The organism is Paenibacillus sp. 19GGS1-52 (assembly GCF_022369515.1).
In the GTDB taxonomy this organism is placed as follows: Bacteria; Bacillota; Bacilli; order Paenibacillales; family Paenibacillaceae; genus Paenibacillus_AQ.
On sequence record NZ_CP059724.1, the window covers coordinates 2,818,880 to 2,831,696 of the forward strand.

General features: G+C 36.9%; 17 protein-coding genes. All 17 read left to right on the plus strand.

The annotated features are described in order from the left end of the window. Nucleotides 1-2 precede the first annotated feature (2 nt). The gene (locus tag H1230_RS13390; RefSeq protein WP_239716043.1) at nucleotides 3-1,256 is read left to right on the plus strand and encodes a phage portal protein; all 1,254 of its coding nucleotides are present in this window, start codon (nucleotides 3-5) and stop codon (nucleotides 1,254-1,256) included. A gap of 28 nt (nucleotides 1,257-1,284) precedes the next feature. Then, nucleotides 1,285-1,992: a head maturation protease, ClpP-related gene (locus H1230_RS13395; RefSeq protein ID WP_239717297.1), complete on the plus strand. Its 708-nt coding sequence runs from the start codon at nucleotides 1,285-1,287 to the stop codon at nucleotides 1,990-1,992. A 74-nt stretch (nucleotides 1,993-2,066) separates the two neighbouring features. Then, a complete protein-coding gene (locus tag H1230_RS13400; RefSeq protein ID WP_239716045.1) occupies nucleotides 2,067-3,221 on the plus strand; it encodes a phage major capsid protein in 1,155 nt (384 codons plus the stop codon). A 25-nt stretch (nucleotides 3,222-3,246) separates the two neighbouring features. After that, nucleotides 3,247-3,531, plus strand: a complete 285-nt coding sequence (locus tag H1230_RS13405; RefSeq protein WP_239716047.1) for a head-tail connector protein — start codon at nucleotides 3,247-3,249, stop codon at nucleotides 3,529-3,531. Between the two features lies 1 nt (nucleotide 3,532). Continuing rightward, nucleotides 3,533-3,865: a phage head closure protein gene (locus tag H1230_RS13410; RefSeq protein WP_239716049.1), complete on the plus strand. Its 333-nt coding sequence runs from the start codon at nucleotides 3,533-3,535 to the stop codon at nucleotides 3,863-3,865. Then, nucleotides 3,866-4,300 (plus strand): HK97 gp10 family phage protein, encoded by a 435-nt coding sequence (locus tag H1230_RS13415; RefSeq protein WP_239716051.1) that lies wholly within the window; start codon nucleotides 3,866-3,868, stop codon nucleotides 4,298-4,300. An 11-nt stretch (nucleotides 4,301-4,311) separates the two neighbouring features. Continuing rightward, a complete protein-coding gene (locus H1230_RS13420; RefSeq protein ID WP_239716053.1) occupies nucleotides 4,312-4,749 on the plus strand; it encodes a phage tail terminator family protein in 438 nt (145 codons plus the stop codon). Nucleotides 4,750-4,768: 19 nt separating this feature from the next. After that, a complete protein-coding gene (locus H1230_RS13425) occupies nucleotides 4,769-5,848 on the plus strand; it encodes a phage tail sheath C-terminal domain-containing protein (RefSeq protein ID WP_239716055.1) in 1,080 nt (359 codons plus the stop codon). Nucleotides 5,849-5,868: 20 nt separating this feature from the next. Beyond that, nucleotides 5,869-6,288 carry a phage tail tube protein gene (locus H1230_RS13430; protein WP_239716057.1) on the plus strand — a complete coding sequence of 140 codons (420 nt, stop codon included), beginning with the start codon at nucleotides 5,869-5,871 and terminating at the stop codon, nucleotides 6,286-6,288. 60 nt (nucleotides 6,289-6,348) lie between these two features. Beyond that, the gene (locus H1230_RS13435; protein WP_239716059.1) at nucleotides 6,349-6,744 is read left to right on the plus strand and encodes a hypothetical protein; all 396 of its coding nucleotides are present in this window, start codon (nucleotides 6,349-6,351) and stop codon (nucleotides 6,742-6,744) included. Nucleotides 6,745-6,962: 218 nt separating this feature from the next. Further along, nucleotides 6,963-9,083: a phage tail tape measure protein gene (locus H1230_RS13440; RefSeq protein WP_239716061.1), complete on the plus strand. Its 2,121-nt coding sequence runs from the start codon at nucleotides 6,963-6,965 to the stop codon at nucleotides 9,081-9,083. A gap of 18 nt (nucleotides 9,084-9,101) precedes the next feature. Beyond that, nucleotides 9,102-9,527, plus strand: a complete 426-nt coding sequence (locus tag H1230_RS13445) for a hypothetical protein (RefSeq protein WP_239716063.1) — start codon at nucleotides 9,102-9,104, stop codon at nucleotides 9,525-9,527. Next, complete coding sequence (locus tag H1230_RS13450) at nucleotides 9,527-10,513, plus strand: XkdQ/YqbQ family protein (protein WP_239716065.1); 987 nt, start codon at nucleotides 9,527-9,529, stop codon at nucleotides 10,511-10,513. Before H1230_RS13445 ends, H1230_RS13450 begins: the two co-directional genes overlap by 1 nt. After that, the gene (locus tag H1230_RS13455; protein ID WP_239716067.1) at nucleotides 10,513-10,785 is read left to right on the plus strand and encodes a DUF2577 domain-containing protein; all 273 of its coding nucleotides are present in this window, start codon (nucleotides 10,513-10,515) and stop codon (nucleotides 10,783-10,785) included. The genes H1230_RS13450 and H1230_RS13455 overlap by 1 nt, the downstream gene beginning before the upstream one ends. Then, nucleotides 10,775-11,224 carry a DUF2634 domain-containing protein gene (locus H1230_RS13460; protein ID WP_239716069.1) on the plus strand — a complete coding sequence of 150 codons (450 nt, stop codon included), beginning with the start codon at nucleotides 10,775-10,777 and terminating at the stop codon, nucleotides 11,222-11,224. Before H1230_RS13455 ends, H1230_RS13460 begins: the two co-directional genes overlap by 11 nt. Then, nucleotides 11,217-12,287, plus strand: coding sequence for a baseplate J/gp47 family protein (locus H1230_RS13465; RefSeq protein ID WP_239716071.1), 1,071 nt, complete (start codon nucleotides 11,217-11,219; stop codon nucleotides 12,285-12,287). The genes H1230_RS13460 and H1230_RS13465 overlap by 8 nt, the downstream gene beginning before the upstream one ends. Continuing rightward, a complete protein-coding gene (locus H1230_RS13470; protein ID WP_239716073.1) occupies nucleotides 12,280-12,816 on the plus strand; it encodes a putative phage tail protein in 537 nt (178 codons plus the stop codon). Before H1230_RS13465 ends, H1230_RS13470 begins: the two co-directional genes overlap by 8 nt. The last annotated feature ends 1 nt before the right edge of the window (nucleotide 12,817 follow it).

Consider the following 12,817-nt stretch of genomic DNA (forward strand, 5'->3'; position numbering starts at 1 on the left):
AAATGGGACTATTTACAAGTAAGAAAAAGACAGCATTAAATTCACTTAGAGCGCAAGGCTTAACGTTGGCTGATGCTCAATCATTTCTAGCGGCCTTAAATCTGGATAGTGATATATCAGAGAATAAATTATACTCAGCAACCTACTACGCTTGTATGGATATCAGGTGTAAAGCTTTGGCTAAACTTCCTATTAAGATTATTAAGACTGGTGAATCAGGAACAGAAAAGCAAGATAGCCATTATCTATATTCATTGTTGAAGAGAAGACCTAATCCATATATTTCAACGACTGACTTTCTATTCGCATGTGAGTTTCAAAAGTTGGAACATGGTAATGCGTTTATATATGCTCCAACAATGAGGGGCAAGGTCACAGGATTATATATTCTGGACAGTACTAGAATGCAGATTGTAATTGATAACACAGGTTTATTCTCTACTGACGGAACTGTTAAAGAGAATATGATCTGGTATTCCTACACTGACATCAATGGTAAACAGTATATGTTTAATTATAAAGAGATTGTTCACCTTAAGAATTTCTCGAAGGATGGAATAGTTGGTACACCAATTAAAAAATATTTGGCTGAAACAATTCAGAATGAACAATACGCAAGTAAGTTCACCAACAATTATTGGAAGAATGGTGTTCAAGGTCGCGCAGTATTACAGTACACAGGTGATATTGGAGCAACAGAACGTGAAAAGATGCGGGGAATATTTGAGAGTATGGTTAGTGGTGTTAAAAACTCAGGTCGAATCATACCTGTTGCAATGGGTTATGAGTTGAAAGAGTTTAATCCTAAACTAGTTGATTCTCAATTCTTTGAACTCTCAGGAATGACAATCAAGCATATAGCGAACGCTTTTGGTGTGAAGCTATATCAATTGAACAGTCTTGAACAGTCTACATACTCAAATATAGAATCGCAGAATAGAGCGTTCCTATCAGATACTTTGGAGATTGTACTAGTTTCGTATGAACAAGAGTTTGAATATAAACTTCTGACAACTAAAGAGTTGAGTGGCGGTTATAGTATTCGCTTTAATCTTGATGGTATGTTGCGTTCTGACTTAGCAACTAGAATGACTACTTATCAAGCTGCTATTCAGAATGGTGTTTATACTCCAGCAGATGCACGAAGACTGGAAGACATGCCGTTCATTGAAGGTAGTGACGTACTAGTATTCAATGGTGCTTTGATCCCTGTTGCAAACGCAGGAAAACAAGTTGCTGTTCCAGCGGCTAAGTAAGGGAGGTGATAAATTGAAACATAAGTATATGCAAATTAAAAACGTTACTAATGATAGCGCCGATATCTACTTTTATGGGGATATCGTAAATAGCGCTTGGGATAAATGGACTGAAGCGGATACAGCACCAGAAGACGTATTAGCTATTCTAGAGCAAGCTAAAGATAAGCCTAGTCTAAACATATATGTAAACAGTGGTGGTGGTTCTGTCTTTGGTGGTATAGCAATTTATAATATTCTCAAACGTTTTCAGGGATTTAAAACTGTATATGTTGATGCTTTGGCCGGGTCTATCGCATCCGTGATTGCAATGGTTGGAGACAGAATCATTATCCCATCGAATTCATATTTGATGATTCATAAACCTTGGAATATGGCTGTTGGCAATAGTATTGATTTCCGGAAAATGGCTGATGATTTGGATAGAATTGAAGCTGGAATTATGAATGTCTATGCTGAGAAACTTAAAGAAGGCGTTGATATTGCGACAATCCAACAAATGGTAGACGCTGAAACATGGTTGAACGGGAATGAAGCTGCTAAGTATTTCAATATTGAAGTTTCAGAAGCAAATGATATCGCTGCATGTATCAGTGATAACTTCAAAAATTACATAAACGTACCAGAAACATTGGTTGTTGCAGAGGTTGAACCAGAAGAAGTACATAGTTTAGAAGTAGTACAGGTTGATGAGGATGAAATCATAAGAATGCAGATGCAATTACAGTTACTATAAGCGGCTCCTATAACAAATGTTATGGGGCTTTTTTGTTGTGAAAAAAACCAAAATTAGAATGGAGATTAAATTATATGAAACATATTGACGAATTGAAAAACTCTTTGGAAGCTGCAAAGACTGAAGCCCAGACTCTATTGAATGCTAAAAATACTGTAGCTGCTCAAGCAAAGATGGATGAAATTAATGACCTAAAAGCAAGCATTAAAATTCAGGAACAACTCGATATCGAAGCACTAGAAGACGCACAAAACAAAATTGAAACTGAAAAGGTGGACAATAAGATGGATGAAAAGAACACTAAACAAACAGCAAATTCTGTACGAGCATTGATTAAAAAGGGTATGGGCAAACGTTTGACTGAAGCCGAAAATGCTTTGCTGATTCCTGCTTCTGGTAATGGTACTAGCGGTGAAGGCTACCTATTGCCACAAGATATTAATACAATTATCGTTGAAAAGATTCGTCAATATAAATCTTTCCGTGATGTGTTGGGTTATATTCCAACTACTGCCCTGAGTGGTTCTTTCCCTGTAGAATCTTTTGAAACTCTTTCTGAATTAGTAGATTTTACAGATGGTGTTGATGGCACCGAGGCATCTGACGTAACATTTACAACTGTCTCATTCAAACTGAAAGAAAAAGGCGCTCTTATTACGTTGTCAAATACTTTGCTTGCTATGACTGATAATGCTTTGATTCAGTACATTGCTGGTGTATTCGCTAAGAAAGCAGTTGTTACTGAAAATAAAATGGCTATTGCTGCACTGAAACTAGGAAAGACTTCTAAAGCAATCGCTGACTGGAAAGCTCTGAAGAAATCTATTAACGTTGATCTCGACGAAGGTGTGAAGTATGGCGCTTGTGTCTGCACAAATCAGGATGGATTCGACATGTTGGATTCTGCCCTTGATGAATATGGTCGCCCTGTACTGCAACCGAACCCTGCCCTACCTACTAGTCGTCTATTTATGGGATATCCAGTACATGTATTCTCTGGCTCTTTGCTTCCTACCCTTGGAACTACTACAAAGAAAGCACCAATTTTCTACGGTAATGTAATGGAGGGCGCTAAGTTTGTTGATGCTGGAGCCTATGAATTTGCAACATCTTCTGAAGCTGGCTTCAAATCCAACACCACTATTGCACGTATAATTACTCATCTTGACGCAGTTCAAACAGACGCTTCAGACAAAATGTATATTTTCGGTGAAATCACACTTGCATAAGTGACTGTGATGGAGTCACAAAGGAGTGGCTAAATTGCTAATTGATGATTTAAAAGAATATTTAAGATTGGATGCTGATGACACTGAGGAAGATTCTTTCCTTGGTGTCTTAATTGCTGCTGCTAAGATGTATATCAAAACAGCAACGGGCAAGGAATTTAATGAAGAAAGTCCTAGACACAGGCTTGCTGTTTACCTTTACTGTACTCATATGTATGAAAATAGGAATCCAGTGGTTACAACTTCAACTAAAACATTAGAACTTAGCCTAAGTAGTTTGCTTATGCAAATTGAATGGGGTGAGGATTAATATGGATGTTGGAAAACTGGATACTAAATTAACCGTATGGCATAACGTCAAGGTTCAGAATGAAATACATGAAACTAGTAATCAACCTGAAGTGTTTAAAGAAAAACTATGGGCTAGTGTCATTCCTCAAACGGGAAGTCTAGGTAAAACTGTTGCTGATACGATTCTAGTTAATGTTACTCACAAGGTAATCATTCGCTATCGTTCAGGCAAGAACATTACTAATGACATGTGGTTTATGTTTGGATCTCATAGGCTTGAAATTAGATTTATTTTAAATCCATACTTTGCAGATGAGACTTTGGAAATATTCTGTGAAGAGGTGATAGGATAAATGGCACAACAAGGAATTGATTTTAGTGAGATGGATGAATTCACGAAACGATTAATGGATATTGCCGTGAAAAAGATGCCCAAAGAATCCAAGAAGTTTTTGAGAACTGAGGGCAACAAGCTGAAGAAGATTATTAAGAAAAATGCTAAATCAAGCGGTGTCAAGAAACAGAGTGGTAACTATATCAAGAGTATTAAGAGAGGGAAGATATACAAATACGAAGGGAAACTTAGTATTCGTGCATATTCCACCGATCCCAAAGCCCATCTAATTGAACTAGGCCACAAAATAGTAACAAAGAAGCCGGGAAAACAAGACGTTGGATTTGTGCCGGGACACCATGTATTTAAGAAGTCAGAAGCGGAATTTAAATCTGAGTATTTAGCAGATTGTAAAGAGTTTTTTGATGGATTGCTAGAAGATGGTTTGAGTTGAGAGGTGTATGAATGATTACCTTAATTAATGTTGCTGAAGCTATTAATCAAAAGTTGATTGATATATTGCCTGATATACCTATTCAGAGTTCAGATATTCGCGAAGGATTTGGAAGACCATGTCTTTATGTTGATTTCGACAGCGTTGTCCCTGCTAAGTATGGGCCGAAGGGATTAGACCGCACAATAAGCGTGATAATCTACTTTTTTCCTACCAGTCAAACAAACTATAAATTGGAACTATTGACTGTTCAAGATATGTTGGAAACAGCATTTGTTGACAATTTCAAAATAGTAGACGGATTCGTAGTTTATCCCTCTAATCTATCTTCGGATAAAGTGGATGGTATTCTACAGGTATCTTTCGATATTCAATTAATCGAAATTGCAGATGAAGAAAATGGTAATACAAGTGACTTCATGATGGATGAATTAGATGTAAATGTTTAAAAATGAGAGGATGATTTAAATGGCTATTGGAGTACCCAATATTGAGATTAATTTTAAGGCATTAGGGGTTTCTGCTGTGACTAGAAGTGCAAAAGGAATCGTAGCTTTAATTGTTAAGGACACAACGAATGTCACGTTTAACCTGAAAGAGTATAAATTTGCTACTGATATTGAACCAGCGTTGTTTACGGCAGCTAATGTTGCTTATATTCGTCAGGTATTTTTAGGAACGCCTAATAAAGTATATGTCGTTCGCGTTGGTACATCCGGTACTACAGGTGTAGCCGATGCAGTTTTAGCATTGGGAAGCAGAAAATATAATTGGATCGGGTTTGCTGAAGCCAGTACGACTGAAACGACTGACCTAGTTACCTATGTTAAGGCACAAGAAGCATTGAAGAAGACAATTAAAGCGGTAGTTTTCAACGCTACAATTAGCGATTCTATGCATATTGTGAATTTCTGCAATACTAGTGTGACATATAAAACTGGTGCAACTGTAACTGGTGAAAAATATATTGCACGTTTGCTAGGTGTCCTAGCTGGTCTGTCGCTTCTTCAGTCGAGCACATACCTAGTTTTAGATGATCTTGCAGGAGTTGTTCAACCAGCAGACCTTACTGTTGCAGTAAATGCAGGCAAGCTTGTGCTCTTTAACGATGACGTGTCAGTCAGAATTTGCCGAGGAGTCAATAGCTTAATTACTTACACATCTGGCGTAACCGAATCAATGAGCAAAATTCTTGTCGTTGAATCTATGGACTTGATCAGGGACGATATTTATACCACGTTTAAGAATACATACACGGGAAAATTTAAGAACATCTATGACAATCAGGTCTTGTTGATTAGTTCGATCAACAGTTATTTTAGTACTCTTGCTGATGAGGGTGTACTAGATAATGAATTCACCAATGTTTCGTTCGTTGATATTGAAGCCCAGCGCTCCGCACACTTGGCAATAGGTAAAACTATGGCGGCTGATTGGGACGATGTAACGGTACGTAAAAATACTTTCCGTAGCAATGTTTATCTTGCTGGTAACATCAAGATTGCTGATGCAATGGAAGACTTTGTATTCAATATCACAATGGAGTAATAGAAGGGAGAGAATAAAACATGGCTAACAAAGGTAATGAAGTCGCAACAGGTACAAATACCGTAGTATGGGTAAACGGTGAAGATGTTAAATCTAATAAGTTTGAATATAAAGTTGCATATGAAACTGCTGATGTTAAATTTGGTGGAGATTTGCAAACTTATAAACGTGTTGTAGGCGTTAGTTGTGAGGGATCATTCACAATCAATCGCACACAAAGTAGAATGGCGCTATTGATTGGTGATGTTGCAAAAACTGGTTTGCTTCCAGATATTACAATCACATCCAAAATTATTAACGACAGTACAGGCAAGGCAGAACGTGCAACATTCAGAAACGTTGTAATTGCAGAATATGGCGCAACATCTGAGAATCAAGCTGTAATGGAAGATACTATTCCATTTACATCATCCCCACCAGAATTTATTGAATACATGTAATTATATTGGGGAGTCAATGGCTCCCCTCTAACTATAAAAATAATGGAGATGGATTATATAATGACTAAAGCTAATCAACACGATACAAAATTGACTTTGGAACTATTGATTGCAAAGAAAGCACAAAGACTCAACAGAAAAATGAGAACAAAAGATGTGTATGTTGATAGTTTGGATTGTATGGTTACACTCAACGAACCATCGAAGGAACTTGTTTATAAATTTAGTGACAGAATACAAGAATCTGATGGTAGCACAGCGGAAAAATTTATGGCATTCAGTTATATAATTAGCCAATGTGTAGATTTGTTTAAAGATAAATCTTTCTACGAAGAATATGGAACACCTGAACTTGCTGTGCACGAATTGCTAACATTTAATGATATTAACATCCTGCAAACAGAACTGAACGGTCTAACTTATGTCAACGGTGTTAATGAAGAAATAAAAAACTAATAGAGTCAGATCGTGACTTCAATATGTACTCCTATTATGTTGATAGAGGTTATGATCTGGCTAAGTTAATTAATATGTCATTGATTGAAAAGACTTTCTATTATGAATCCATGATATATAACAAAGATGAAAGAGTCGAAGAACATAACGCTAAATGGGGAGGGGAAAAGAAATAATCCTTTCTCCATTTTTTTAGTTTTACAAGGAGGTGAGTATATATGGCAGGAGCAATACAATCAATTCTAAACTTCCGTGAGAATATGACTGAAGGTTTACAACGGATTGCTGGACAAAGTGATGATACATCACGTCAAGTAAGATTGCTTAATAATGGCGTTGAAGATTTTAGAGCAAGAGCATCATCTGGATTTATGAGCGTTGCAAAGAAAGCGGCAGGATTAACCATTGCATTCGCTGGCATTGGTGCAGCTGGTTTAACTATTGGTGCTTCAGTCGATAGCGTTAAGGAATATTCAACATCGTTATCACAATTATCAGCAGCAACAGGATACACAGGAGCAGAGTTTGACAAAATGAAGGCATCAATGGTTAGTGTCTATGGTAATAATTTCGGCGCGTCTTGGGAAGATGTCGGTGAGTCATTAGCTACAGTTGCACAAATTACAGGTCAGACAGGTAAAGCATTGGAAGACAGCACAGAAAATGCATTAGTATACAGAGATGTATTCAAAGCTGAGATTCCAGACTCTATTGCTACAACTGATAGCATGATGAAACAGTTCGGGATTACATCTGATCAAGCTTTCAATTTGCTTGCACAAGGTTCACAATCTGGATTGGATAAGACCGGTGAATTGCTTGATGGTGTCTCAGAATTTGGTGTTCAATTTAAACAACTAGGATTCTCAGCAGATGAAATGTTTGACACATTCGGTTCAGGATTAGATTCAGGAGCATTTTCTCTGGCGACAATTGGAGATTCTGTAAAAGAGTTTGGTATACGTGCAAAAGATGGTAGTGATAGCACGGCGCAAGCTTTTAAAGGATTGAATCTTGATGCAAAAGGTTTATCTGCAACATTTGCAAAAGGTGGCCCTAATGCAAAGAAGGCATTTGATCAAGTTGTTAAAGCATTGGATAAGGTTAAAGACCCACTTAAGAAAAATGCTATCGGTACAGCGTTATTTGGATCAACGTGGGAAGATTTAGGAGCGAAGTCAATATCTGCACTTGCCAATGTTGAGAAGGGATTCAATAGCACTACTGACACAATGGGCAAATTGAATGATGTGAAGTATACGGACTTAGATTCTGCCATTACTGGTATCTCCAGAACACTTGAAACTAGTATTGTGACACCGCTTGCTGATAAGGTACTTCCCAAACTATCAGAACTTAGCAAATGGGTAACAAGTAAAACACCAGCAATCAAGAAAGGTATTGATTCTGCCTTTAAAACAGGTAAAGAATTGATGAATGATTTCGGTGACGCTATGGGATGGGTCAAGAAAAATTCTGATTGGTTAGTTCCAGCACTCGGGGCTGTAACGGCAGCAGTAATAGCCCAACAAGCAGTTAATGGCGTTAAGGGATTAATCACAGCTTATAAAGCCTGGAGAACAACAACAGCAGGGTTAACACTGGTTCAAGCTGGTTTAAACGTAGTTTTAGCAGCCAATCCTCTCGGGATAATTGCCGTTGTAATTGGATTAGTTATAGGTGCTGGTATCCTTCTGTGGAAAAACTGGGATACGGTAAAAGTTAAAGCATCTGAATTATGGTCTTGGCTTGGTGGAGTATGGACAAGTCTTAAAGCAGGAACAGTTAATGCTTTCAACAGCGTAAAAGAAGCCGCTTCAAATCTGTGGGGAAGCATATCTGGTGCATGGACTAACATAAAAACGGGTACGGTTGACACCTTTAACGGTATAAAAGATAGCGTTGCTGGTACATTCAATTCAATGGTAGGTGCTGTAAAGACGCCTATTAACTCTATCATCGGCATGATAAACGGACTTATCGGAAAGATTAATGGGATTTCCATAGAATTTCCAGATTGGATGCCGGGAGATCTTTCGGGTAAAACTTTTGGACTAAGCATTCCTACAATTCCTACATTTGCTAAAGGTACTAATAATGCGCCGGGAGGCATGTCATTAGTTGGCGAAGAAGGGCCAGAACTTGTTAACTTGAAAAAGGGTTCATCTGTAGCTACAGCAGATAAGACAAGTAAAATCCTTGCTGCTAATTCCAGTGGAACAAAAATTGAAGTTAATATTCACGGCAATGTATACGGTGAAGCTGATTTTATGGATAAGGTTATGGCTAAACTAGTCAGTGTTCTTGACAGTAATATACCAAACGTTGCTACTACATAAGAGGGGATGAAAAGTAAAATGAATATAGTATTTACAGCAAATAATAACGCCGAAATACTAACTTTGCCAATTGTTCCCCCTGAGTTTTCTATCCCTGAGATAGTCAACAATAATGAGGAATTTTCTATTATTGGTGGAGTAAATGGTATTGGAGCATTGAATCTAATTGGATTAAAGTCGCTTAGAACACTGTCTATTGCTTCTCTATTTCCTAATAAATACTACTCTTTTGTTAAAGTGCAAAAGAGTGGATATGATTGTGTTTCATTTTTCAAAAAGTGGAATGATAAGCGTGTTCCCATTCGTATTATCGTCACTCACGGTGATAAAAAAATACTAAATATGGCATGTACTATTGAAACATTTACTTATGATTTAGATTCAGCAGGAGACTTTCCTTATACTCTTGAATTGAAAGAATTCGTTTTTCCGGTGGTGAAATAATGGGACATGAACTTGTATTAATTAAGAGTGGTAAGAAGTATAACATTACAGAATTAGTTGGTAATCTCTCATGGGGCAGTAATATTGACGCTGTCTCTGAAGAGTTAACTTTTGATTATGCTTACAATGATTATGAGAATATAAAGAAATATGACATTATCGAGTTAGGTGATACGGTTATTCTATTTAATGAAGGTAAAGCCCTACATAGGTATAAAATAATGGATGAATCTGTTAATGGTAGAGTGAGCAAGTCATACACTTGTTATGATTATGCTTTTTACTTAAATAGTAATAAAACAATCATTCAATTTAAGGGAATTCCTGCTTCAGATGCAATAAGTAAGTTGTGTGATAAATTCAATATCAAACATAATATATCTCCTATGTCAACTAGTATTAAGCAGATTTATAAAGAAGAAGTCATCAATACTATCAATGACATTATGGATCAGGTTAAAAAGGAAACGGGAAGCAAGTATAGGATGGAAATGGTTGATGATACGCTAACAATCAAGAAACAAACAGATTTACTTATTAAACCAATGGTTAGAAATAGTAGTATTACACCGTTATTTCCTGTAACATCTGCAATTTCTAATCCTAGTAAATCAACTAGTGTTGTAGAAATGAAGAACAAGGTTATTGTTGCAACTAGTGATGATAAGTCAACAAAGATTTTTGCGGAATCCTCAGATACAGCCAATATTAAGAAATACGGTTTGTTAACTGAAATTATAACTGTTGATGCTAAAGAAGCAGCGCAAGCACGAAATATCGCTAAAAATACACTTGCTGATTTGAATAAAGCGGTAGAAGACGTATCTTTAGACTTGTTAGGTCATGACGATATTAAGGCTGGTAGGTTAATGGATTTTAATGAACCGATCACAGGTGTTATTGGTAGATATTTAATCAAGAGTGCCGCTCATAGTGAAGCAAATGGCTTGCATAAAGTAAGCGTCCAGTTGGAGAAGGTGAGTTAATGAATGACAATGAAGTGAGATTTACTAAGTATTTTAAAGACAGGGATAACAAAACACCTGAAGAAATTGCTGTTGCAAAGGTGATAACAATTATGCCTAACATTAAGCTTTCATTAGGTTTAGATATTATCCTTGATGCTGATGATTTAGTAATTGCTTCACGTATATATGATCTAATTTTGCATATTGGAGACGATGTTATTGTAACTCCTAGTGCGAGTGGGCAATTATACTATCTTATTGATAAAGTAGGTGCGCCGCATGTTTCCTGATGATGAATTAACATTGGAAGAAATAGAAGCTTTGTCCGCTGTATCTACAGTCATGGGCAAGGTTTTTTTATTTGATTTCGATACAAAAGAATATGTATTGATCAATGGTAGACCTGTTGAAGCCACATATGAGCAAGCCATTAAACAATGGGTAACATTTTTATTGACCGCTGACTCTGATTCCATTGTGATTTATCAAGGAACTGATTTCGGAATGAGTATTAAGCAGTTTATTGGCAATAGAGATATGGATCGAATTTCTGCTGAATTTGAAATAGAAAGACAGTTAAAGGAAAAGATTATCCTTCATCCTGAGATTATTGATATCGAAGAAGTAGTGATCACAAGAGATGGAAGCAGAGTGGTAATATCCTTAAACATAATCACAAGTAGAGGAATTATTGACGGTTCAGAAAGTGAGGTGGTATTTAGTGGATGAGTTAGTTAAAGCAATCAAGCAACAACTATTAAACCAAATCAGCAATGATTATGATAAATCAGATGGCTATTTATTGGCAGATATTATGTCGAGTGTCGCATATGTATTCAATAATTTATCTATTAGATTAGATGATATTGAAAAACTATTAGACGTTGATAATCTTACGGGCGACTTGCTGACGAAGTTTGTTGAACAACGTAGAGGGATTGTAAGAAATGATGCCACTCTTTCAATTGGTCAAGTTACTGCAACGGGAAGCGGAACAGTTAATATTGGTGATTTATTCGAGACAGCAAACGGAATACAATTCGCAGCGTCAGAAACAAAGGTTATTTCTGGAACAGGTACAGTTAATATTGTCGCTATTATTGCTGGTAACAATGGTAATGTTCCGGCTAACCAAATAGTACAGATACCAGTTACACTAACGGGTATCACATCGGTTACAAATCCAGCATCAACATACAATGGATTTGATATTGAAATTGATAGTGCATTGAGAAATCGTTACTATTTGGCAGTTAGATCACCAGCGACTTCAGGAAATGTTGCTCATTATATGGCTTGGGCAATGGAGACCGATGGTGTTGGAGATGCAAAAGTATTTCCATCTGATGGCGATATCGTAGGCGGTATTAGTGAGGTTGATGTAGTTATTATCAATGCCAATAAACAGCCAGCTAGTGCAGCATTGGTTACAGAAGTTCAAACATATATTGATCCGTCCAGTACAGGTTTGGGTTATGGTCAGGCTCCAATAGGTGCAAAGTGCTATGTGAGTTCTGCAACGGGGTTAACTCTCAATATTAGTTTATCGCTTACATATTCTAGTGGGTATACGTTAACACAGGTTAAGCAGAACATTAGCAATTCTGTTACGGCATATTTGCAGAGTATTGCATTCAAGCAACTTTATGTATCTGCTGCCAAGGTGGGAGATGCTATCCTTAATTCTGCTGGGGTTTTAGATTATACTACTCTTCTTCTCAATGGTTCGGCGGGAAATGTAACAACTACAGCTAGACAAATTGCTGTTATGGGAGTGGTGACAGTTGTATAAAGATACCTTAACGAATAATCTACATAAAATAGTTAGACAAGATCCATTAATCAATGAGATTAACGGGTCTATTGGTATTACATTGGACAACTTTGATGAACAAATGACTGACTTTAGTAATCAGATTGATATTAGTACGGCTACTTGGTCATTGCCTGTCTATGAAAAGGAATTAGGCATAGTAACAGATATTACTAAGACTGATGCAATTAGAAGAGAACAGATAATGTCAAGGTTAAAAGGAATGACTAAGATTGGAGCAGCAGAGTTAAAAGTAATAGCTGACTCTTATGCTCATGGCGATGTGGAAATTACATTAGATCATGGAATCGTAGTTGAATTCACTTCTGTATTTGGTGTTCCTTCCAATATTGAAGACTTAAAAGCGGTTCTTCGGAGTTATGCACCAGCACACATAAAAATGAGTTATAAATTCAGATATGCTTTTTACAGCGAGTTTATACCATATACATATAGTCAACTCTCTACACACACATATGGAGAGTTACTTTTAGGAGGGTTCTTATAAG